This is a genomic window from Streptomyces sp. Y2F8-2 (genome assembly GCF_014905555.1).
In the GTDB taxonomy this organism is placed as follows: domain Bacteria; phylum Actinomycetota; class Actinomycetes; order Streptomycetales; family Streptomycetaceae; genus Streptomyces; species Streptomyces cynarae.
The window spans coordinates 15572-38268 of sequence record NZ_BNGS01000002.1 but is presented as its reverse complement, the minus strand read 5'-3'; the positions used below and the strand labels follow the sequence as shown (position 1 = coordinate 38268).

At 69.4% G+C, this 22697-nt stretch carries 17 protein-coding genes and 1 pseudogene; 3 read left to right on the top strand and 15 right to left on the bottom strand.

Annotated features, from left to right (window positions below; all coding sequences use genetic code 11):
- Positions 1–432: 432 nt before the first annotated feature.
- The 8 genes and pseudogenes from SY2F82_RS05580 to SY2F82_RS05550 all read right to left on the bottom strand — a co-directional run bounded on the left by SY2F82_RS05580 (position 433) and on the right by SY2F82_RS05550 (position 8422).
- Positions 433–2142: an MFS transporter gene (locus SY2F82_RS05580; protein ID WP_236041212.1), complete on the bottom strand. Its 1710-nt coding sequence runs from the start codon at positions 2140–2142 to the stop codon at positions 433–435.
- 403 nt (positions 2143–2545) lie between these two features.
- Positions 2546–2843 (bottom strand): annotated as a pseudogene (locus SY2F82_RS05575) (biotin/lipoyl-containing protein); the annotation flags it as partial.
- 14 nt (positions 2844–2857) lie between these two features.
- Positions 2858–3088, bottom strand: a complete 231-nt coding sequence (locus SY2F82_RS05570; RefSeq protein ID WP_200417840.1) for an acyl-CoA carboxylase epsilon subunit — start codon at positions 3086–3088, stop codon at positions 2858–2860.
- A gap of 62 nt (positions 3089–3150) precedes the next feature.
- Positions 3151–4716, bottom strand: coding sequence for an acyl-CoA carboxylase subunit beta (locus SY2F82_RS05565; RefSeq protein WP_200417839.1), 1566 nt, complete (start codon positions 4714–4716; stop codon positions 3151–3153).
- Positions 4713–5708, bottom strand: a complete 996-nt coding sequence (locus SY2F82_RS05560; protein WP_200417838.1) for a beta-ketoacyl-ACP synthase 3 — start codon at positions 5706–5708, stop codon at positions 4713–4715. The genes SY2F82_RS05565 and SY2F82_RS05560 overlap by 4 nt, the downstream gene beginning before the upstream one ends.
- The gene (locus SY2F82_RS05555) at positions 5705–7510 is read right to left on the bottom strand and encodes a fatty acyl-AMP ligase (protein WP_236041210.1); all 1806 of its coding nucleotides are present in this window, start codon (positions 7508–7510) and stop codon (positions 5705–5707) included. The genes SY2F82_RS05560 and SY2F82_RS05555 overlap by 4 nt, the downstream gene beginning before the upstream one ends.
- Positions 7511–7513: 3 nt before the next feature.
- Positions 7514–7636 carry a hypothetical protein gene (locus tag SY2F82_RS39480; RefSeq protein ID WP_268980372.1) on the bottom strand — a complete coding sequence of 41 codons (123 nt, stop codon included), beginning with the start codon at positions 7634–7636 and terminating at the stop codon, positions 7514–7516.
- 384 nt (positions 7637–8020) lie between these two features.
- Entirely contained in the window at positions 8021–8422 is a 402-nt protein-coding gene (locus SY2F82_RS05550; protein WP_200417837.1) for a DUF4440 domain-containing protein, read from the bottom strand.
- Between the two features lie 765 nt (positions 8423–9187).
- Between SY2F82_RS05550 and SY2F82_RS05545 the strand changes: the two genes are divergently transcribed.
- On the top strand, positions 9188–11605 hold the full coding sequence (locus SY2F82_RS05545) for a BTAD domain-containing putative transcriptional regulator (RefSeq protein ID WP_236041208.1): 2418 nt from the start codon (positions 9188–9190) through the stop codon (positions 11603–11605).
- 428 nt (positions 11606–12033) lie between these two features.
- Here the strand turns inward: SY2F82_RS05545 and SY2F82_RS05540 are convergent, their stop codons facing one another.
- The gene (locus SY2F82_RS05540) at positions 12034–12360 is read right to left on the bottom strand and encodes a helix-turn-helix domain-containing protein (RefSeq protein WP_200417835.1); all 327 of its coding nucleotides are present in this window, start codon (positions 12358–12360) and stop codon (positions 12034–12036) included.
- Positions 12361–12520: 160 nt separating this feature from the next.
- Positions 12521–14107 (bottom strand): aspartate aminotransferase family protein, encoded by a 1587-nt coding sequence (locus SY2F82_RS05535; protein ID WP_236041206.1) that lies wholly within the window; start codon positions 14105–14107, stop codon positions 12521–12523.
- A 341-nt stretch (positions 14108–14448) separates the two neighbouring features.
- Here SY2F82_RS05535 and SY2F82_RS05530 point away from each other — a divergent pair, with 341 nt between their 5' ends.
- The gene (locus SY2F82_RS05530) at positions 14449–14970 is read left to right on the top strand and encodes a flavin reductase family protein (RefSeq protein ID WP_236041205.1); all 522 of its coding nucleotides are present in this window, start codon (positions 14449–14451) and stop codon (positions 14968–14970) included.
- Between the two features lie 57 nt (positions 14971–15027).
- Here the strand turns inward: SY2F82_RS05530 and SY2F82_RS05525 are convergent, their stop codons facing one another.
- The 3 genes from SY2F82_RS05525 to SY2F82_RS05515 form a co-directional block, all read right to left on the bottom strand.
- Complete coding sequence (locus tag SY2F82_RS05525; protein ID WP_236041203.1) at positions 15028–16473, bottom strand: NAD(P)/FAD-dependent oxidoreductase; 1446 nt, start codon at positions 16471–16473, stop codon at positions 15028–15030.
- Positions 16474–16730: 257 nt separating this feature from the next.
- Entirely contained in the window at positions 16731–17915 is a 1185-nt protein-coding gene (locus tag SY2F82_RS05520) for an acyl-CoA dehydrogenase family protein (RefSeq protein ID WP_200417834.1), read from the bottom strand.
- A gap of 272 nt (positions 17916–18187) precedes the next feature.
- A complete protein-coding gene (locus SY2F82_RS05515) occupies positions 18188–18955 on the bottom strand; it encodes an SDR family NAD(P)-dependent oxidoreductase (RefSeq protein ID WP_200417833.1) in 768 nt (255 codons plus the stop codon).
- A gap of 340 nt (positions 18956–19295) precedes the next feature.
- Here SY2F82_RS05515 and SY2F82_RS05510 point away from each other — a divergent pair, with 340 nt between their 5' ends.
- Positions 19296–20459, top strand: coding sequence for a cytochrome P450 (locus SY2F82_RS05510; RefSeq protein ID WP_308437747.1), 1164 nt, complete (start codon positions 19296–19298; stop codon positions 20457–20459).
- A 77-nt stretch (positions 20460–20536) separates the two neighbouring features.
- Here SY2F82_RS05510 and SY2F82_RS05505 read toward each other — a convergent pair whose 3' ends face one another.
- Positions 20537–22027, bottom strand: a complete 1491-nt coding sequence (locus tag SY2F82_RS05505) for an aldehyde dehydrogenase (protein ID WP_200417831.1) — start codon at positions 22025–22027, stop codon at positions 20537–20539.
- A gap of 107 nt (positions 22028–22134) precedes the next feature.
- On the bottom strand, positions 22135–22524 hold the full coding sequence (locus SY2F82_RS05500) for a nuclear transport factor 2 family protein (RefSeq protein ID WP_200417830.1): 390 nt from the start codon (positions 22522–22524) through the stop codon (positions 22135–22137).
- Positions 22525–22697 lie beyond the last annotated feature (173 nt).

Sequence of the window (22697 nt, the reverse complement as noted above, 5' to 3'; positions counted from 1 at the left end):
GCGTCGCCGTCGGCGTGCGGCTCAGCGTCGAGGTGTGTGAATTCTGCAGCGACATCGCGGAGTTCACCGCGGTCGGTCAGGTCGACGTGTGCCAGGCTGCCACGGGAGCTCGCGGTTGCGGTCACGGCCCGGGCACAGTCCGACGCGCGGGCGCGGGCGGCGCTGGAGCGGCTGGTGCTCGGGGTGTAACGACGCCGCCTCCCCACCGACTCGTCCGCCAGTGGGCGAGACGCTGCGCGCCGAGGAAGACCTCGACACGCTCGACGTGGTGCCGGCACAGCCGGCGTGCGGCTGGGACCGTCGGCGAGGCGGACCTCTGTCCGTGCTCGTACGGGTTCCGGCATAGCCGCGTGCGCACGGCGCGATCGCCGAGCCACGGCCTTGGTGGGCAGCCCTTGCGCTGCCCACCAAGGCCGGCAGGTGGCCGTGGGATCAGTCGCCCTGATCGGCGAGGGCCGCCAGTTCACGCTCCACGGCGCGCTGGTGCTCCACTGCCTCCTCGCGTGCCCTCCGCGGGTTCCAACGGCCGGCCATGACGAAGATGAACGGCAGGAAGAACACTTGTCCGGCCACACAGATCAGCCACCAGGTGCGCCACTGTTCCGGCCCCTGGGCCGCGGCGCTCTTCACCTGGGATCCGTAGCGTTGCAGCACCGCCAAGTGCGGCTGGGCCTTGCGCACGGTGGCCAGATCGTCGGCCCCGACCTCGCGCACCGCCCGAGCGGCCAGTGCCGGCGGGACCGCGTTCGGAGGGTACGCCTCGAGTTCGGCGAAAAGCCGCGGGTGCGCTTCGATGACGGCCAGAGCGGGGGCGGCCTGGACGCTCGCGGCCTTCACCTGGGCACCATGCTCGACCAGTGGCGTGGCCGACGTGACCACGACCGGGACGAACGCTGTGGAGATCGCGACCACCGCGCGGATGATCCATCCCCATACGGCCAGACCGGTCGCCGTGGCGGCCGGGTTGTGTTTCTCGACGGTCTCGGTGAAGCTCGCCATCCAGGGTGCGTAGGTGACGCCGGTGAACACACCGATGGCGACGAACAGTGCGGCAAAGGTGTAGTAACCGGTGCGCTGCTCCGTGGCGTGCAGGGCGAAGAGCGTGGTGACCGCGATCGAACCGATGGCGCCGGCGGCCATGAACGGCTTGCGCACCTTCAGCTTGTCGGAGACCAGCCCGGCCGCCACCAGCGCGACCGCGTTGGCCGCCCAGTACCAGTTGGCCAGCCCGTTGGTGCGCTGCTCGCTGTAGCCGAAGGTCGCCGCGAAATAGACGACGAAGTTTCCCACAGCGCCGAAGTAGAGCAGGAGGAAGAGGCTGACAGCGGTGGCCGAGCCGACGACGTCCAGCCGCAGCATCTGCCGCCAGTGGCCCTCTGCGGCCGTCCTCGGATTCATGCCCTTGGCCCGCGCTTCGACCAGCGCGCGGTCGCGGAGGCTGACCATGATCTGATCACGCAGCCGGGGCGAGAGCTCGCGCAGCCCCACCAGCGCCAGAACGAAGACGCCAAGCCCGGCCCAGCCGGAGTAGCGCAGCTCGTCCTGCCAGCCGGCGAAGGACAGGGTGCTGCTGGTGACGACGGTGACGACCAGGCTCCCGATGACCGGGCCCATGGTCCAGTAGCCCATTGCGGTGGCTCGGCCGAGTTGTGGGGAGAAGTCCCGGATCAGTGCCGGCGTGGCCACGAGCACGATGCCCTCGATGAAGCTGAGGCAGGCGAAGAGCACCAGGTAGGTGCCCTTGTCCGGGGCGTTGGGCAGGGCGAGGAGGCTGAGCAGGGCGGCGATGAGAAGGCCGTAGACCACCATGTTGGCCCGGCCCCAGCGGTCGGCGAGGCCCGCCACGAGCGAGGCGAACGCGCCGACCGCGTTGCCGATGACGGATACCCACACGAAATAGCTGTAGGTCATGTGGAAGTGCGTGATGATCGACGTCGCGACCGCGTACTGCACGTAGAGGGCGTAGTACAGGACCACGGTGGTCAACACCACGATCGCCAGGTACGCCAGGCGGCGTGAGGTGGCGGGGTAGTGGTCCAACTCGCGACGCCACAGCCGGGCGGCGCGGCCGGCTGTTTCCGGCGTGCCGGTGTCGGTCGGTCCCAGTTGCGTGTCGTCGGGCGAAGCGGGCATGGCAGTCATGCGGCGGCTCCTGCGTTCGGGCCAGAGGGCCCGGTGCGGTGGGTGCGGGCAGTGCACGTCTTGCGGCGAGGCGCGAGCGCTGTTTCGGCCTGCTGGGTCGAATCCCGGGTCTCTGTGTTCGGGGAAGATGTGCGCAGAGGCTAGTACCGACCAGTCGGTACGGCCTAGAGGTGCGTACGGGGATGCCGAAACGTGACCTTGTACCCGGGGCTCTCAACCATGGAAAGACCCGATGCCAAGTCCCCCCGGCTCCACGCCGGCTTCGCGCAGTGCGCGACAGCGGTGGCGGCCGTGGCGGACGTGTACCGGGCCACGGCCGTCAGGGCTCACGTCGTGCATCCCACGGATGCGTCCTCAGCGTGACGGCGGCTTACAGCCACACCTGTGCGGCGGCCCGCGGACGTCAGTCCTTGATCTCGCAGATGGCGGCGCCGGAGGTGATGCAGGCGCCGACCTCGGCGCTCAGGCCCTTGACGGTGCCCGCCTTGTGGCGTTCAGCGGCGGTTCCACCTTCATGGCCTCCAGGACGACGACCAGGTCGCCTTCCTCGACCTCCGGGCCTTCCTCGACCGCGACCTTCACGATCGTGCCCTGCATCGGCTAGGCGAGGGTGTCACCGGAGGCCACCGGCCCGGCTGTGCGGGTCGCGCGCCGCTTCGCTTCGCGCCGGCCGCCAGGCCCGTGCCGCGATGACTTCCGCCGGTCATCACTCCCGTCACAGCCACCCGCTTCGCCGCCAGGCCCCCGGGCCGCGCGGCAGGGCGAGGGGGCCGCGCAGTCCGGTGAGCCGATGCGGGCGGATGCCGGGGACGCCCGGGGCGGTCCGGGCTCCCGCCGGTCCGTCCCCGGGCCCGGTGTCCGAGGTCCGGGCGACCGCGAGCGTGCGGATGACGATGAGCGCGGCCGCCAGCTCCTCGGCCGACGGACGCCCTCGCACCACCCGCACGTCAGGAGACGGTCCGCCCGCAGTCTCCGCGACGTCGTCCGCCGGACGACGAGCCGGGCCGCTCACAGCGGAATGTTCCCGTGCTTGCGGGGCAGCCGTGTCACGCGCTTGTCCCGCAGGGCCCGCAACGCCCCGGCCACCTGGGCGCGTGTCTCGTGCGGCATGATCACCGCGTCGACATAACCGCGCTCCGCGGCGACGTACGGGTTGCACAGCGTGGCCTCGTACTCCTCGCGCAGCCGGACGCGTTCGGCCTCCGGATCGCTCGCTTGCTGGAGTCTGCGCCGGTGCAGCACGCTCACCGCGCCGTCACCGCCCATCACGGCGATCTCGGCCGTGGGCCAGGCCAGGTTGACGTCCGTTCCCAGGTGCTTGGAGCCCATCACGCCGTAGCCGCCGCCATAGGCCTTGCGGGTCACCACGGTGACCATCGGGACCGTGGCTTCCGCGTACGCGTAGATCAGCTTCGCGCCCCGCCGGATGATGCCGCTCTGCTCCTGCTCGACGCTCGGCATGAAGCCGGGGACGTCCACGAACGTGAGGACGGGGATGTGGAAGGCGTCGCACATGCGGATGAAGCGTGCGGCCTTCTCACTGGCGTCGATGTCGAGCACGCCGGCCATGTGCATCGGCTGGTTGGCGACGACACCGACGCTGCGCCCGTCGACGCGGCCGAGACCGCAGATCATGTTGCGGGCGAACAGAGGCTGCACCTCGAGCAGTTCGCCGTCGTCGAGGACACCGTGGACGACGCCCATCATGTCGTAGGGCTGGTTGCGGTCGTCGGGGATGAGGGTGTCCAGCGCGAGGTCGCTCTCGGTCATGGCCTCCTGGCCCGGTGCGGCGTAGACCGGGGGGTCCTCCATGTTGTTGGAGGGCAGGTAGCTCAGCAGGAGCCTGACGTATTCGAAGGCGTCCTTCTCGTCGTGGGCCAGGTAGTGCGCATTGCCCGAGACGGCGTTGTGGCTGTGGGCGCCTCCCAGCACCTCACGGTCCACCTCCTGGCCGGTGACGGTGCGCAGAACCTCGGGCCCGGTGACGAACATGTGCGAGATGCCCTCCACCATCACCACGAAGTCCGTGATGGCCGGCGCGTACACGGCCCCTCCGGCGCAGGGACCGGTCATCAGGGAGATCTGCGGGATGACGCCGGACGCCGCCACGTGCCGCTTGACGAGCTCGGCGTAGTAGGCCAGCGAGACGACGCCCTCCTGGATGCGGGCGCCGCCGGAGTCGTTGATGCCGATGATGGGCGTGCCGGTGCGCAGGGCGAAGTCCATCACCTTGATGATCTTCTCGCCGTACACCTCGCCGAGGCTGCCGCCGAAGACGGTGAAGTCCTGGGCGAACAGACACACCTGCCGGCCGTCGACGGTTCCGTGGCCCGTGATCACACCGTCGCCGTACGGCCGCTCGCGCTCCATGCCGAAGTTGTGGCTGCGGTGCCGGGCCAGCGCGTCGAACTCCACGAACGAACCTGGGTCGAGCAGTGCGTCGATACGCTCCCTGGCGGTGAGCTTGCCCTTGGCGTGCTGGCGCTCCACCGCCTTGGGGTCGTACGGCCCGGCCTGGGTCGCTCGGCGCCGCTCCAGCTCCGCGAGCCGCGCCGCGGTGGTGATCTCGCTCATGGCAGCGTCACCACCTGGGCGGCGTACGTCAGTCCGGCGCCGAAGCCGACGAGCAGGGCGGGATCGCCCGCGGTCAGCCGGCCCTGGGCCAGCAGGTCGTCCATGGCCAGCGGGATCGAGGCGGCCGAGGTGTTCCCGGCCCGTACGAGGTCCTTGGCCACGGCGGTGTGGGGCGCGAGACCCAGCGCCTTGGCGACGGAATCGATGATCCGGACGTTGGCCTGGTGGGGGATGAAGGCGGCGAGGTCGGTGACGTCGAGGCCGGCTGCCTCCAGCGCGCGCCGCGCTATCCCGGGCACGACGCGGGTCGCCCACCGGAACACCTCCGGGCCCTGAATGCGCAGGGTCGGCCAGGTCCCGGGTGCGTGCCGGGCGTCCAGCCAGGAACCGTCGTGGGCGATGAGTCGGTGGCCTTCTCCCTCGGAGCCCCATACGACCGGTCCGATACCGGGTTCGTCGGCGGCGCCGACGACGACGGCGCCCGCTCCGTCCCCGAAGAGGAAGGCACTGCCGCGGTCCTCGGGGTCGATGATGTCGCTCATCTTCTCCGAGCCGATCACCAGGACGTTACGGGCCTCCCCCGTGCGGACGAGGGTGCCGGCCAGCTCCAGGGCGTAGCAGAAGCCCGCGCAGGCGGCGTTGACGTCAAGGGCTCCGGCGCGCATTCCCAGCGACCGGGCGACGCGTGGTGCGGCGGCCGGAGCCTGCTCCACGAAGGACATCGAGGCGAGCAGCACCATGCCCACGTCGTCCGGGTCGGTGCCGGCCTGGGCCATCGCCTTGCGGGCCGCCTCGGCCGCCATGGTGATGACGGTCTCGTCGGGGCCGGCGAAGTGGCGGGTGACGATGCCGGACCGCCTGCGGATCCATTCGTCGCTCGAATCGATGCGGGCGCAGATCTCGTCGTTGCCGACCACCCGTGTCGGCCGGTACACGCCGACACCGAGAATCCGGGAGCCCGTGTGGTGCCGGGGCACACGAAGCCGGGTCATGACGCCTCCCCGCCCGTGCCGACGGCCGCGGGCGCGGTCAGGGCGGCCAGCTCCCCGCTCGCGTAGCGCTGCCTGCACGCCCGGCGCTGCACCTTGCCGCTCGAGGTCTTGGGCAGCGTGCCGCGGCGTACGACGAGGATGTCGTCCGGCGTGAGCCGGTGCTCCTCCCGGACGGCTGCGTGCACGCGCTCGCGCAGCCCCTCGGCGCCCAGTGATTTCAGCACCCGGCCGTCGGCCTCGACGACCACCACCAGCCGTTCCTGTTCGCCGTCGTCGAGGGAGAAGGCGGCCGCGCAGTTCGGGTGCAGGCCCGGTGCGGCGCGTTCGGCGGACAACTCGATGTCCTGCGGGTAGTGGTTGCGCCCTTGGCGGATGATGACGTCCTTCAGCCGTCCGGTGACGTAGAGCTCACCGGCGTGCAGGAAGCCCAGGTCGCCCGTGCGCAGATACGTGTCTTCCGAGGTGCCGTCCCCGTGCTCGTCGTCCGCGACGCGGGCGCGGAAGACGGTCTCGCTCAGCTCCGGCCTGCCCCGGTAACCGCCCGCCACACAGGGGCCGCTGATCCAGATCTCGCCGACCCGGCCGTCCGGGCAGGCGCGCCGGGTGCCGGGGTCCACGATCCGCACCCTGGTGCGGGAGACCGTGCCGCCGCTGCCGACCGCGGGAACCGCGCCTTCGGCGGACTCGCCGACCGGTTCGGCGAGCCCCTCGGACAGGGCGTCGGCGGACAGCCACAGCACCCTGGGCAGCACATGCCGGGAGCTGCCGGTGGCCTTGAGCGTGTTCTCCGCGAGGCCGTAGCCGGGGCACATCGCCTCGGGGGCGAAGCCGTGCGAGGCGAACGCGGCGGTGAAGGCCTGGATGGTCCTCCAGCGCACCGGCTCGGCGCCGTTCGCGGCGACGCGCCAGCGGGACAGATCGCCCACACCGGTGGTCTTGCCCTCCGCGGCTGCCCGCGCGCAGAGTTCGTAGGCGAAACTGGGCGCGGCGGCGTGGGTGCCCCCGAACCGGGAGATGGCCTCCAGCCAGCGGGCCGGGCGGCGGATGAACGAGTCGGGAGCCATCAGGTAGGAGGGAATTCCGGCCCACAGCGGCAGCACCACCCCGAACAGCATGCCCATGTCGTGGAACAGCGGCAGCCAGTTCACGACCGTGCCGTCCGGCTCGCACGGCCACAGCTCGTCGGTCTCGACAACGTTGGCGAGGAAGTTGGCGTGGCTGACCATGACGCCCTTGGGGTCCCCGGTGGAGCCCGAGGTGTACTGCAGCAGGGCGATGTCCTCCGGCCGTGGGCCGGGGACGGGTTCCGCCGCCGCGCCGTCGTGGCCGGTCGTCGTCCTCAGGTCGTCGGTGGCCAGCAGCCTGAGTCCGGTGAGTTCCGGAAGGTCGCCGAAGCGCTCTTCCAGGTCGCGCACGACCTCGGTCGTCGTCAGGACGGTTGAGGTCCCCGCGTCATCGGCGATCCGGCGCAGCCGCAGCACGCCCTCGCGGCGCCGCGGCACCTGCACCGGGGCGCCGGCCACACGCCCGTACATGCAGCCCAGAAGGGTTCGTACGAACTCCAGACCCGAGGGGTACAGCAGCACCGCGCTCCCGCCGGACAGTCCCGCGGCGGTGAGCGCCGCGGCCCGCAGACGCGCGGCGGCCTCGAGTTCCCGGTAGGTCATCGTCTCCTGCGGTTCCTCACCGTTGCGCAGAAAGACGTAGGCCGTCTCGTCGGGCTGCTTTTCGCTGCGCAGCCGCAGGGCGTCGGCCAGCGTGCGTAACTCGTCCATGTGCGGATCCAGTCCGGTGGGGGTCATGAATCAGATCTCCTTGTCCAGCCCGGTCCTTGTCTCGGGTCCGGACGGCGTCTCTGCGGATGAAGCGGGGAGTTTGGAGAACGGCATCAGGGCGGCCAGCAGCAGTTCTTGTCGGGTCGGGATCATGCGCACGTCCGTTTCCCCGGAGGAAGCGGGGCTGAAAAAGGCCGACGGTGGCCTGAATTGGTCGTCTGCCGTCCGGTCGCTGTTTTCTGTCCCGATTCCCACTCCGGAACCGCCCCTGTTCGCCGGCGCGATATCAGTTCGGTCGGCCATGGCGCGTCCTTTCCGTGAAGTCACAGGTGCGATGCGATGGGGCACCGGATTTCAGGCTGCCGCCGAGAGAACGCCGGCGCTCTCTTTACTGTCCCTGGGGGCAGTCATGCGGCGGTAACCGCCGGCTCTCGTCCGTCCGGCCGGTCTTCGTATTCCGGCCGACCCGAAAAGAAAGTGCCTCCCTGCCGGGGAGAAATCCCAGCCGGCAGGGAGGCGGTCGTTCGAAGGTGTGTCTCAGGCGGCGTGCTCCTGGTCCGGGACCGGGCGGTCGATGGCCAGCCGCCAGTCGCCGTTCTCGTCACGGATCAGCACGTCGGTGCACGTGCCGTGCATGTGCATGGTCTGCCCGTCAGGGCCGGGGACGTCGAGTGAGTAGTCCACGATCAGCAGCGAGGTGTCGCCGCTCGTGTACGCCTGGAGCACCCGGGAGTCGATCGTCGGGCCGGAGGCCAGGAACTCCTTGAAGAACGCGGTCCGCTCCTGGCCGGTCAGCGGGGCGCCGGAGATGTTCGAGATCGCGTCGGCGGTGTACATGGAGTCGTAGAGCGCCCCGTCGCCCGAGTTGAAGATGCGGACGAACAGTTCGTTCTGCTTGTCGGGGTCCTCGGGAATCTCGAACTCGTTGAGTTGGGTCATGGCGATGATACTCTCGCTCTCCTTGTGCGTGGGCCGGCGGCTGAATTCGGGCTTTGCGAATCCTCGCAGAATTCGCACTGCGCGCGGTCACGGGACGGTAACGTGACATTCTCTGACGGATGGATGACCTGACGATTACCCGCCGATGGAGACGCGCCTTTGCGAAGGCGCCGACCTGCGGGCCGCCCGCCGGCGTTCCCCGTCGCAAACGCCACCCGCGTGGCCGGTCATCGCTGTCACTTACCTCTGGGTAGGCGGTTACCTGAAAGTCAGTACTTACCTTCGGGTCCGCGACTACCTTAGGGTCGGCCTGGTGATACACGGGGAAGGGGCTGCGGAAGCGGTGTCGATCGTCATGCGGCCGGGCCCCCAGGGTCTGGCGACACGGGGAGTGGCCCGCGCGGAGGTTTCTGGAATGTAACACTCCAGTTGTTCAGCCATCTGTGATCGCCGGGCACAGGGAGATCTGAAAGCCCTTTCATCGGGCTGGGATCAAGTGAAGACGTCGTCAAGAGACCGAACTCACCAGCCGATATCGCGTCCTATCCGCCTCCAGGACAGTTGTTGGTCCATTGCGCGACGAGGACGATTCAATAAAAGCGTTTTCACTGTACGGAATGGGGGGCACCTCACCTGATCATGCCGCGAACGTGACGACCTGAGGCTTCAGTCGATCAATGCGTCATTTGCCAGCGACTAGGGGGAGTTGTGCAGTTTCGGGTTCTGGGGCCTCTGGAGGCCTCGGACGGCGGTCGGTCTCTGAACTTGGGCGGTACCAAGCAGAGGGCGACGCTCGGTTACCTGCTCATACGGGCCAACCGCGTCGTTTCGACCAGCCAATTGCTGGACGCCTTGTGGCCGGTTGACGATGCGCCGACATCGGCGCGCAAGATCCTGCAGAACGCCGTGTGGGGCCTGCGCAGGGCTCTGACGTCGGCGCAGAGCGATGCCGCACCGGTGTCGCTCGTGACCCAGCCCCCCGGCTACAGACTGACCGTAGACCCCGACGCCATCGATCTGTTCCGCTTCCAGGCCAAGGTGGAGAAGGGGCGGGAGACGCTCGCCGCGGGCAACCCCGACGTGGCCGCCCGGCTGTTACGCGAAGCGCTGGAGCTGTGGCGGGGACCCGCCCTCGCGGACCTGGCCGAGGCCGGCATCGCCTGGCCCGAACTGTCCGCGGTACAGAACGCCCGCCTGGACGCCATGGAGGACTACTTCGAGGCGGAACTCGCGCTGGGCCGTCACCAGGCGGTGCTGGGAGAGCTGGAGACCATGGTGGAGGACACCGCCCTGCGGGAGCGGTCCTGCGGCCAGCTCATGCTCGCCCTCTACCGCAGCGGCCGCCAGGCGGACGCGCTCAACGTGTACAGCCGGGTGCGCTCGACGCTGGTCGAGGAACTCGGACTGGAACCCGGTCGTGAACTGCAGGAGCTCCAGCAGGCCATCCTCAATCACGACCACACCCTCAACGCCCCCGGTGAGAGCGGCAGTCGGGGCGCGCGCCGGCAGACGCCGGTGATCGCCGACGGCAAGGGGCCCTCGCCGCTGACCGCCGCGCAGGAGCTGCCCGTTCCCGACCTGGACGCTCACCAGCCGGAGTCGGCCACCGGCGAGGCACCGCGGTGGGAGGAGGCCCTCCCGGCGCCGGTCCCCGCGTCCGACCGTGAGCCGGTGGCGGCCGCGGTATCGGTGGACGCCAGACGCTACGTCACCGCCAGGATCGCTCCGGAACCTCCCACGACCCGGCGCCGCCTGGTCAGCGTGCTGCTGGTACGCGCCCAGTTCCACACCGGCACCGTCGAGGGCGACTCGGGCGCGGTGGACGAGTTGCTGGAAGACATGTCGCGGTGGGTGCACCGGAGGATCGAGCACTTCGGAGGCGTCGTCACGGCCGCGATCGGCTCGGTCTGCATGGCGCTGTTCAGCACCGGCGAGGACAGCGGAGGCGGAGACGACGCCGAGAGGGCGGTGCTTGCCGCACTCGCTGTCCGCGACGGGCTCCAGACCGCGACCTTCCCCGGAGCCGGGCCGGGCACCGGGGGCACCCTCTCCTTCCAGGCCTCCGTCGCCACCGGGGAAGCGCTGCTGCGGTACCACCTGGACGACCGCGACCAGCCGTCCTCCATCACGGGCAGGCTGCTGAGCACCTGCGACCTGCTGCTCTCGTGCGCGCAGGCCGGTGAGATACGGGCGTGCGACAGCACACGCCGTGCTACCGAGGCCATGATCGAGTACTTGGCCGCGGACGACGGAGGCGAGGAACACCACTGGAAGCTGCTCGGTATACGTCGCGACTACTTCGGACATCTGAAGGTGCCCACCGTTGAGCGGGAGTTCGAGCTTTCGCTGGTGACCGACCTGCTGGAGCGGGCCCGCCACAGGGCGACCCCGCACCTGGTCACCGTCCTGGGCGACGAGGGGAGCGGCAAGACCCGCTTCCTCGCCGAGTTCGCCCGGACGATCGCGGCCCGCGCCCAGGTGGCCCGCATGACCATCGGCCACGCCCCCGGCTCCGCCGAGGACGGCGTCTTCGCTCTCCAGCGGCAGCTGGTGCGGGCGCTGTGCCGCGTCGAGCCCTCCGACGCGCCCCCCGTCGCCCGGGAGAAGCTCGTGAACACCGTCACCCGGTTGACCGACGACGAGGAACGTGTACGCCGACTGCTCGACTGCCTCATCAAGTTCGTCGACCCCGACGCCGCCCAGCACCCCCTCTCCGGCACCGAGGACGAACTCGGCGCCTGGGGCCGGTTCCTCGGCCGCACGACGCTCGAACGGCCGCTCGTCCTGCTCATCGACGACCTTCACCGCGCCGACGACGCCCTGCTCGACTTCGTCTCCGGCCTCTCGGACTTCGCCGGCGTCCCGCTGCTCGTGGTGGCCACCGCCCGCCCGGAGCTGCTCCGGCTGCGCCCGGAGTGGGGAGGCGGGAAGCGCCACGTGACCACGCTGACGCTGGAACCGCTGTCGGACGCGGCCGTCGACCAGCTGCTCGACTCCCTGCTGCGGGCCGAGCCCGGCGACGACGACACCAGGACCACCAGCCCCGCCAAGTGGTTCCGCAGGGCACTGCGGGTCACCATCGGAGACAGGCAGGGCGACCGGCGGCAGTACCTCCGCTCACTGCTCTCCATGCACCCGCCGGGGACGTTCAACTCCGGCGGCACCTGCTGGGTGGCCGGCTGACCGGAGAGGGTGCGGCCCGAACCGGCCGCCCCACCCCGTATACCGGGGCCCGGAGCGTTCAGCTTCGGGCCCCGGTGGTGTCGTGCGGCGAGTGGGGGCGCCCTGCTCCACGGGCTTGGGGCAGCGCTCATGCATGCCCGCTGCCCTGTGCCGGCGGTAGCGCGCTGCCCGGCGGGCTGCGGTGGTGTGGCTGACCCGGAGGGGCTCCGCGGCCCTGAGCAACGACCGGTTGTGATCGACGGCAGACCGGCCCGGACAGCAGCCTGCCAGTCGCCGGCGCGACGTCACGGCGGGACGACGAGGACCTCCTGAGCGTCGGCGCAGACTTCCCAGTCCGCACCGAAGCCGGAGGCCCTCGCCCACTTCAAGGACCGCTCAAGACGTGCCGCCCGTCATCGACGTCCCCGGACACCAGGTGGCACAGGTCCTCAGACCTTGGCCGGGAGGTGCTCCCTGCCCCAGGCGCCGAGGGGTTCCAGCGCCTCGTTCAGCGCCACGCCCCGGTCGGTCAGGGAGTACTCCACTCTCAGCGGCGCCTCGTCGAACGTCGTGCGCAGGACGATCCCGTCGGCCTCCAGCTCGCGCAGCTGCTGAATCAGCACCTTCTCGCTGACACCGGGCACGAGCCGTTTCAGCGCGCCGAACCGGTGTGACTGGTGGCGGAGAGCCCAGAGGATGAGAACCTTCCACTTACCACTGACGACTTCCATCGCGGCATCCAGACCACAGTAGCCCGGTCGCGCCCGCACGCTCATTTTCCCACCCCTGCCATCGTCCCAGGCGGCCCGTTCGAATGCAGGTAAAACCACCGGCTGTCAGGGTATCGCAGAGCAATGCCCAATTGAATGCAGCCTCCCTGCAATGGCCGCATAACTGGCCGAAAACCAACGAGGTCGGTGGTGCGTTGCCGAGCGGTCAGCCGCCGAACAATGCCTGCTCGTTGTCGTCCCGCAGCACGCTGCACAGCGCCCGCAGCGCCGTCCGAAGACGGTCGATCTCCGCCTCGTTCAGGTGGACCGACGGCTCGAAGCGCAGGGTGTTCACCGCGCTGGCGGTCGGGAACGTGCGAATTCGGTGCACGCGGAACAAGTGGCCGGAGATGACGTAACCGAGGATGTCGGAGGCGGCCGCGTCCCGGATGCCGGCGGCCGGTGAGCCGGACCGGTCGTGGAACTCGAGCCCCAGCATGAGGCCCTTGCCGCGCACGTCCTTGATCACATCGGGGAACTCCTCGCGCAGCGAGGCGAACAGTGACAGCAGTCGGTCGCCCGCGGCGCGGGCCAGACGGTAGACCTCGCCGTCGCGGGACTCGGTGATCTCCAGTGTGCGGTGGGCGATCGCGGTGGAGAAGGGGTCCTTGGCGAAGGTCGAGCTGTGCACGAGCTCGAACTCCCTGCGGTACCGGCGCTCCCGCACCAGGGTCACCGCGGCCTTGGCGATCCCACCGCCGAGCCCCTTGGCGAGGGTGTAGTAGTCGGCCTTCAGCCCGATCAGCGAACTGGCGAAGAACGCCCCGGTGCGACCCATCCCGCTCTGGATCTCGTCCACGACGACGGGGCAGTCGACCGCCTCGCAGGCCTGCTGGACCGCGCGGGCCATCTCCTCCGAGACCACCCTGATCCCGCCCTCGCCCTGGATGACTTCGAGAACGAAGGCGGCGAAGACCGGGAACGGGCGCTCGACGACCCGGACCTCGCCGGCCTCGACGGCCACGTCGAACACGGTGGCCCGCTCCTCCTCCGTCAGCTTGGCCACGGCCTGCGGCTGCTCGAAGGGCAGGAAGCGGGCCTGCGCGGCCATCGCGGAGAACGGATGCCGGTAGGAGGCGTTGTGCGTCAGCTGGACGCTGCCCACCAGCTTTCCGTGGAAGGACCCCTCCAGGGTGAGGAAGACCGGTGGCCTGGAAGCCTGTTCCGCGTTGCGGCGCACCAGCTCGGTCACCAGGTTCTCGAAGGATTCCGCGGCGCCGGCACCGCTTTGCGCTCCGACCGCGCGAAGGGAGCTGCCGGGTACCGTCGCCTCGCCCGAGCCCACCGCGGACCGGGCGCTGTCGATGTGCGCGGTGATTTCCGCGGTGAGCGCCTGGACCTTCATCACACGGTCGAACTCCGCGTGCTTCAGCGCCACTTCGACGGACTCGGCACCGCTGTTGGAGAACACGGCGTAGTAGGGCTCCTCGCCGCCGAACTCCCGCTGGATGATCCGGTTCAACGTGGTGGCGACCCGGCCGGCCCAGGGCTGGCGGGACGCCTGTGCCAGCACGGGTGTTCCCGATTCCAGGAATTCCCTGGCGGCGGCCAGGATTTCGGGATGGTTGTGGCCGAGCACCAGGGCCCCGTATCCACCCGCGTAGTCGAGAACCGGTACTTCACGGTTGTCCCCGTCGATGAAGTACAGGGTATTGCCTTCGCCGCGGACGTACTCGACGTCGATCCCGAGGAACGAAAGGAAATCGAGCATCTGAGGCTCGGCGAGTTCTGTTTCGGATGACGCTGAGTTCATGCGGGCCTCTTTTCATCCGTGAGTGGCGGTCTGCTGCGCTCGGACCGTGACGGCGGTCCTGTCCGCATCACTCCGACTCTAGGGGCGGCATAAGAGAGGGCCGTCAATCGGCGGTCACGTCGCGGTAAGCGCGGACGTCGCCACCTGACATTAGCGGGGGATGACCTGCGGATGGGTACTGCCGTTCCGTTCCGCGGATATCTTGTCGTGCGACTCTGTTCGGAATTTCGGGGCGGAACGGCCCGCCGTCTGCGGGAAGCCGGACCACGCATGACCGGGTGGCCTCCCTCCAGGAACTGCGTGCAGGCGATCCGGGAATCCGGGGACTACGGGAGGATGACATGTCCGACAAGGGGCCCTCGACGCCCACCTTGGCGCCTTCTTCACTGCGCGACGTCATGGCACGGTTCGCCACCGGCGTCATAGCGCTGACCGTCGGCGGGGACAATCTGCACGGCATGACCGCCAACGCCTTCAGCTCGGTGTCGCTGGAACCACCGCAGGTGCTCTGCTGCGTGGCGCACAGTGCGGTCATGCACAAGGCGATCAGCGCCGAGCGGCGGTTCGCCGTCTCGATCATGGGAGCCGACCAGGAGCACCTGGCGCGCCATTTCGCGGACAAGTCGCGTCCGCTGGGTGCCTCCCAGTTCGAATCGGTGGACTGGCGGCCGGGCCCGCGCACCGGAGCACCCCTGCTCTCCGGTGCGCTGGCCTGGCTGGAGTGCGAGCTGGCCGACTTCTACGACTCAGGTGACCACTCGATCTTCATCGGCGCCGTCCTGGACTCGACACGGGGGCCCGGCCGGCAGGGGCTGCTCTTCTTCGACGGCCGTTTCCACGCCGGTGCGACCACGACCCGCTGAAACGTGAAGGAGCCGGTTCCCCTTCGTGGTTCGGGGAACCGGCTCCTCACTGTCGCCTCAGGCCGCGACGCTGTATCCCGTCAGCCTCAGCACCTGCTGCGCGGCACGCAGCCCCGACTCTATGGCGCCCTCCACGAAGCCGACCCAGCCGCTGGCTATGTCCCCGGAGGCGAACGCCACGCGGCCCTGCGGCTGCTGGATGGCGGGCAGCTGGGTGGTCAGCTGCCCCGGGCGCCTCAGGGCCCAACCTCCGAGCGCGTACGGGTCCTTGGCCCAGTCCTGCGCCACGACCTCCACGACACTGGCCTCCGGAAGGAAGACACGGACGGCCGCCTCGACGGCGGCGCGGTCGGAGCCGTTCAGCGCCGGCAGGCCGTTGAAGCCGACCATGAGCTGACCGCCCGTCACGCTTCCCTGGGAGAGCAGTGTCGTGAACGTGGTCCCTTCCTGGCCCTGCGCCATCACCCGGTCGGAGACGCCGCTGACCTTCATCCACACCTTGGTGGCGTGCGGGACCCCGACGCCCTGGGCCGTGGCCTGCTGGTGCACCTGCGGCAGACCCGGGGTGAAGCTGATGGTCTTCCACACGTTCACCGGCACGGCGACCACGGCCGCCCGCCCCTTGTACACCTTCCCCGACCGGGTGGTGACGCGCACCTGGGTGCCGTCGTCGGCCACCGAGATCACGGGGGAGTTCAGGTGCAGCACGGCATCCGCGTCATTCAGCATGGCCTGGAGCAGGCCGACCATACCGCCCGAGAGGCGCTGGGACATGGCGGCGTCGTAGCCGGCCAGGTTGTAGCCGGCCAGCGACCACCACTGGGCCAGGGCGGTGTACGCCCCGATGTCGCTGGTCCCTCCCGAGTAGCCGGCGGTCGTGCCGCTGAGCCAGCTCTCGTCCTCCGCAGACAACCGCAGCTGATTCAGGCGGTCCCGCAGCGACATCCCGTCGACCGCGCTGACCAGGTCCTTGCGGTACAGCGGGTCGGTGGGTTTCGGGAAGAGGTCCTGCGCGCCTTCGAAGAGCCGGTCCATGAGCGCGCCGAACCGCGTGTCGACCTCGTCGGGCGGGAACGCCTTGAAGCCGGCGCTGGACGGCATGATCATGCGGGTGGGCGGGGTCCCGGTGAGCGTGCCGATGTTGTAGCGCTTGAGCTCGGCGTTGACCAGGGGTTGCGCCGGGCCGATCCACTGGGCTCCCAGTTCTATCGGCTGGCCCTGGAAGGTGCTGGTCCAGGTCCGGCCTCCGATGCGGTCACGGGCCTCGAGGATCACCGGACGCAGTCCCTTGGCCTTCAGCTCGCGGGCCGCCGTGACGCCGGCGTAGCCGGCGCCGATGACGATGACGTCCTTCGTCGTCGCCTCGGACGTGGTGCCATCGGCGAAGGCCGGAACCGTCGTCGCTGTGGCTGCCAGTGCCGTGAGGCCGCCTGCCTTCAGGACGGTCCGGCGCGACATCGGTCGCCGGCTGGGGAGTTGAGGCAGGCGTTTGTCTCTGTTCACGTTGCTTCCTTCGGTGGTTCACCCTCCGCACCGGGAGCAGGAGGGCTCGGATCGGGTCGGGGTCTGCCTGTCGGATCAGGCCGGCCGTGACGAACAGCCCTTTTCAGCCCGCCGGGCGGGGTCTGTGCGTACAGCCGCAAGGCGAGGTGGGAGTCGGCGACCGACGACGACGCCGCTGGGGGTGCCCCACGCCGTGGAGGCGGTGGGGGAGCGTGAGGCAGACCCCGGCGACGCCGAGCTGATCCGAAGGCCGGGCCCTAGAGCAGTGGGGTGTCGGGGTCGAGGCCGAGCAGGACGCGGCCGTGGACTTCGAGGCTGGAAGTGAGCAGGATCATGCCGTGCAGGGCGAGACCCTGGATGTCGCGGTGGAACCGCTGGATCGGCACCCGCCGCTGGATGGCGGTGGCACCGCTGGCGTTGTAGAGCACGTCCACCGCTTCCTTGGCCAGCTGCACCGCGTAGGCGCTGTGGCCGCGGACGGCTGCCTTCTCCTCCAGCGTGGGCTGTTCGCCGGCGTCGGCGCGCCGCTGGAGGGTCTGGTAGGTCTGGTGCATCAGGGCCTCGGCCGCGGAGATCTTGGCGTCCGCCGTGGCGACCTGGATCTGGGTGAGCGGGTGCTGCTTCTGGTCGGTCCAGGAGGTGTAGGTGATGCCTCGGCCCGGCAGCCGGTCGAGGAAGAGCTCCAGCGCACCGCGGGCGGCGCCGAGGAACGTGGCCACCCCCTGGGAGATGATGTAGCTGTAGAGGCCGTACTCACGGCCGGTGGGCTGCCAGTCCTCCGGCAGCTGGGCCAGGGCGGCCTCGAACGCGGCCGGGTCGGTCGGCACGACACGGTGGGCCGGCACGAAGACGTCGGTGGCCGTGGAGGTGCAGCTGCCGGTCGCGGCGACGGACGAGGTGTTCCAGTCGTCCTCGATGGTGAACTCCCGCATCGGCACCAGCGCGATCGCCTCTTCGGTCCTGCCGTCCGGGTGCTGCACGAGCGACGTGGCGATGTTCCACTGGGCGCCGCGGCATCCGGAGTTGAACTTCCAGGAGCCGTTCAGGACGAACCCGCCCTCGGTCGGGGTCAGCACGCCCGAGGGGGTGAACCCGCCGGAGATGCGCACGTCGGGGGTCGCGAAGATCTCCTTCTGGAGCTCCTCCGGGAACAGGGTGATCATCCAGGCGCTCGACACCCAGACGCTGGCGATCCAGCTGGTGGAAACGTCGCCACGGGCGATCTCCGCGAACACCGCGGCCTGGTCGGCGACCGAGAACTCGAGTCCCCCGAAAACCTTCGGCGTGGCCATGCGGAACACGCCGGCCTTTTCCAGTAGATCGACATTCTCGTCCGGGAGCCAGCGCCGGTCCTCAGCCTCGAGTCCGTTCTCCCGCAGCTTGGGGACTATTTCGCGAACAGCAGCCAGTACGGATGCGACGTCAATTGCTTGCGCGGCCAATTCCGTCTCCTTGTCCGTCGACGCGCCACGGGATTCGCGAGCAGCGTTCCGCCGCTCAGCCGGAGCCCGTCAGGGGTAACGCCTGCAGCCTCGCAGAACGGCACCCCGAAACGGTCATGGCCCGGTAACCGGCAGTTCTCGGCGATGCGTCGACGCACGTAGCGGCGGTAATCGGCCATACTTGCGTGCCCCGCACACGAAAATGGCCGTGCGCCCGGAGTGGGTCCGGGCGCACGGCGAGGAGGCTTTCCCGCGGGCGGGGGATGTCTGTCCTACTGGCCCTGCGGCCGGTTGACGCGCTGTCCGAGGCCGCCGTCGACGTTCAGCTCCTCACCCGTGGTGAAGGTGGCCTCGAAGGCGAGGAACAGGACGGCCTGGGCGACTTCGTCGGACGAGCCGTGGCGGCGCATCGGGGTGATCTGGTCACCCATCTTCTCAAACGCCTGCAGCATTTCCGGGGTGGCGCCGGTGATACCCGCGGTGGGCGTGTGGATGAAGCCGGGGCTGACGGCGTTGACCCGGATGTTCCGCGGAAGCAGCTCGGCCGCGATGACCTTGGTGAACGCCCGCACCGCGGCCTTGGCTCCGGCGTAGGGGCCCATGCCCGGGTTGCCGGAGTCGTTGGCGATGGAGGTCGTGAAGACGATGGCGCCGCCGTCCTTGACCAGGGGTGCGAGACGCTGGGCAGTGAAGAAGGCGCCCTTGGCGTTGACGTTGAAGGTGGCGTCGAAAAGCTCCTCGGTCACATGACCGAACGGGCCGGGCTGAGCGAAGCCCGCGTTGATGAAGAGCAGGTCGATCTGCCCGAGCTTTTCCTCGACGATTCCGCCGAGTTCCTCGATGTCGCTCAGAACGGCCGTGTCCGAGCGTACGACGTGGCCCTTGGCGCCCAGTTCCGCCTGAGCGGCCTCCAGGTTCTTCTCGTTCCGCCCGGTGACGAGAACCTCGCCGCCGCCGTCGACCAGAGCCTTGGCCGTGGCCAGGCCCATTCCGATGGTTCCGCCGGTGATGACAGCTTTCCTGCCCGCGTACGTGCTCATGAAATCCCCTCAGAAACTGGTGTGCGGAACGCGATGAGCCGAGAACTGGCTTCCGGTCGCCACCACAGGCTCACTCATGGAAGCAGGTGGTCACAAGTACGAACATATAAGTCAGTGGTTACCTCGAGGTAAGTGAGTCAAGGCCAAGACCAGGTCGTGAGCGGCCGATTACAGGCCCTCCGTAGTCTGAATGCACCCTGCATAGAACCTGCGTTCACCGAATGAGTTCGGCTCGCGAGCCTGGGAGACCGCCGTGACCAATCCATCCTGCCCGTTCGCCATTGATCCCACAGGGCGTGACATACACGGGGAGGCAGCTCTTCTGCGTGAGAGGGGACCAGTGACCCGGGTGGAACTGCCCGGCGGAGTTCCCGCCTGGTCGGTCACCGACCAGGCCCTCGTCAAGCGACTGCTGACCGACGCCCGCGTCTCGCGCGACGCCTACCGCCACTGGCCGGCCTGGGAGAACGGCGAGGGAGAACTGGCGCGATCCTGGCCCCTGGCCATCTGGGTGCAGGACCGCAACATGATCACCGCATACGGTGAGGAGCACACCCGGCTGCGCAGGCTGGTGGCCAAGGCGTTCACGGCGCGCCGCACCGCGGCGCTCCGCCCGCGCATCGAGGCCGTCACCGCCGAGCTGCTGGACGGCATCGCCGCGGCGCCCGGTGACCAACCGCTCGACCTGCGGCAGGAGTTCGCCTACCCGCTGCCCACCAGGGTGATCTCCGAGCTGCTCGGCATACCCGACGACGTACGCGTCAAGCTGACGGACATGATGGCCGCCATCTTCCAGACCGCCTCTTCGGAGGAAGAGGCGCGGGCCAACGAGATGGCGCTCTACACCCTCGCGATGGAGTTCATCGCCCACAAGCGCGAGACGCCGGGAGACGACCTGACCAGCGCCCTGATCGCGGTGCGCGACGAGGGGGACGGCGCGGGCCTGTCGGAGCGGGAGCTGCTCGACACCGTGTTCCTGATGTACACCGCGGGGCACGAGACCACGGTGAATCTGCTGGAGCACGCGGTCTGCGCCCTGCTGACCCACCCCGACCAGCTCGAGCTGGTGCGCACGGGCCGTGCCTCGTGGGAGGACGCCATCGAGGAGACGCTGCGCTTTCAGTCGCCCCTGGGCAGCCTTCCGCTGCGGTACGCCGTCGACGACATCGAGCTGGAGGACGTGACGATCGCGAAGGGCGACGCCATTCTCGTCAATTTCGCGGGCGTCGGCCGCGATCCGAAGGTCCATGGTGCCACGGCGGCCGACTTCGACATCACGCGGCCGACCCGTGGCGATCACCTGTCCTTCGGGCACGGAGTGCACTTCTGCCTCGGCGCGCCGCTGGCCCGGCTGGAGGCGCAGGTCGCGCTGCCCGCCCTGTTCGACCGCTTCCCGGACCTGGCGCTGGCCGAGCCGGCGGACAAGCTCCTGCCGCTGGAGTCGTTCGTCTCCAACGGGCATGTGTCGCTGCCGGTGTACACGCGCTCGAAGGTCGCCGCCTGATCCCCGCCGCACGGCCGGGCACGCGAGGACGCCCCCTGACACCGAGGTGCCAGGGGGCGTCCCGGCCGGTTCGTCGGTCAGCTGCCCAGCGAGGTCCAGACCGTCTTGGTCTCCAGGTAGGCGTCCAGGTTGGTGCGGCCCATCTCCCGGCCGATACCCGAGGCCTTGACTCCGCCGAAGGGGGCGCCCGGGTCGCCGGAGGCCCATGAGTTGAGGTAGACCATGCCGGCCTGCAGCCGGGCGGCGAGCGTGTGCGCCAGGCCCAGGCTTCGGGTCCACACGCCGGCGGCCAGCCCGTACGGCGTGTCGTTGGAGTACTCCACCACCTCGTCGACCTCGTCGAACGGAGCGGCGACGAGCACGGGCCCGAAGATCTCCTCCCGGGTGATGCGCATCCCCGGTGTGGCACCGGTGAACAACGCGGGCCTGACGTAGTAGCCGCCCTGGGGCGATGCCGGGGGAACCTCGCCCGCCCGCAGGGAGGCGCCGGCTTCGAGCCCGTCCAGCAGATAACCGCGGACCCGGTCGTACTGCTCGGCGGAGACCAGCGGACCGAACTGCGTGGCACGGTCCAGCGCGGGGCCGACCCGGGCCTTGTCGGCGGCTTCGGCCAGCCGGCCGACGACCTCCTCGAACAGGCTCCGGTGCACATAGAGCCGGGACGCGGCGATGCAGGACTGGCCGCTGTTGAAGTAGACGCCGTTGAACGCCCCGGCGACCGCGGCCTCGACATCGGCGTCCGCGAGCACGATGTTCGGGTTCTTGCCGCCCAGCTCCAGCGTGACCCGTTTCAGTCCGGTCCCGGCCCGGGCGGCGATCTCCCGGCCGACCGCGGTGGATCCGGTGAACGCGATCTTGGCGACGCCCTCGTGGTCGACGAGGGCCCTACCGGTGCCCGCGTCGCCGGTGACGATGTTCACCGTGCCCGGCGGAAAGCCCGCCTCCTCGATCAGCTCCGCGAGGCGGAGCGCCGACAGCGGAGTCTGCTCGGCGGGCTTGAGCACCACGGTGCAGCCCGCCGCCAGCGCGGGCGCCACCTTCCAGGCGGCCATCATCAGCGGATAGTTGAACGGGATGATCTGGGCGCAGACACCCACCGGCTCCTTGCGCGTGTAGCACAGGGTGTCGGGCAGGTGCACGGGGATCGTCTCGCCCTCGATCTTGGTAGGCCAGCCGCTGTAGTAGCGGAAGTGCTCGATCGCGGCGGGGACGTCCATGACCTCGTTGACCGATACGGGTTTGCCGCCGTCCAGTGCCTCGATCTCGGCCAGCTCGGCGGCGTTCTCCTCGATCAGTTCGGCGAGTCTGGTGAGCATCCTGCTGCGCACCAGCGCGGGAAGGGAGCCCCAGGCGCCGTCCAGGGCCGAGCGCGCCGCCGACACCGCGGCATCGACGTCGGCGGGGCCGGCGTAGGGAACGTCCGTGATGCGCCGGCCGGTGGACGGGTCGTACGTCGGGAAGGTCCTGCCGTCCGCGGCAGGGACGAAGGCACCGCCTGTGTAGAGACGGTGCGAGCGGTTCACGAATTCCGCGGCCTTCGGGCCGAGTGTGGATTCGGATGACGTCATTGGCTGCCACTCCACGGTGCGATCAGTACGGGAGACGGAACGCGAATGCACGGCGACATGGCCATGGTGCGGGACGCCCGCACCATGGCCACCGAATGACCAGTGGATTACCTTGTCTCGCCGAAGGGATTGTCGATGGCGAATCGCCATTTCCCGTCGGGACCCAGGCGCAGGACGTCGAGCCCCGTCCCCTCCAGGTGCTCGTCGCCTTCCGGTGTGGAGATGTCGATGGCCCAGTCCACCACGAGCAGCGCCGTGTTGCCGGTGACGTGCGACTCGCGGAGCGTGGCGGTCATCCTCGGCTTCTGCGCGATGAACTCGGCCAGAGAAGCCTCACGGTCCTTGCCGGTGAGCGGGTTGCCGGGCTCCCAGACCGAGATGGCGTCCTCGGTGTACATCGCGTTGAGGGTGTCGATGTCGCCGGCGTTGAACGCCTCGACGTAGCGCTTGCCGTGCTCTTCGGCGTCACGGGTGAGTTGTTCGAGGGTACTGGACATGTCGAGGTTGCTCCCACTTTCTTTGGTGTCGAAGCCGGGATGTGAGCGCTGCCCGAATCTATCCGGCCTCCTTCACCGCGTTCTCATTTCCGGGCAATGCTGTGCTCATCTTTCCTTCGGCCATGACGGATTACCGGTGTGTTACCGGGCGTTGGAGCCGCCTCGGCAAGACT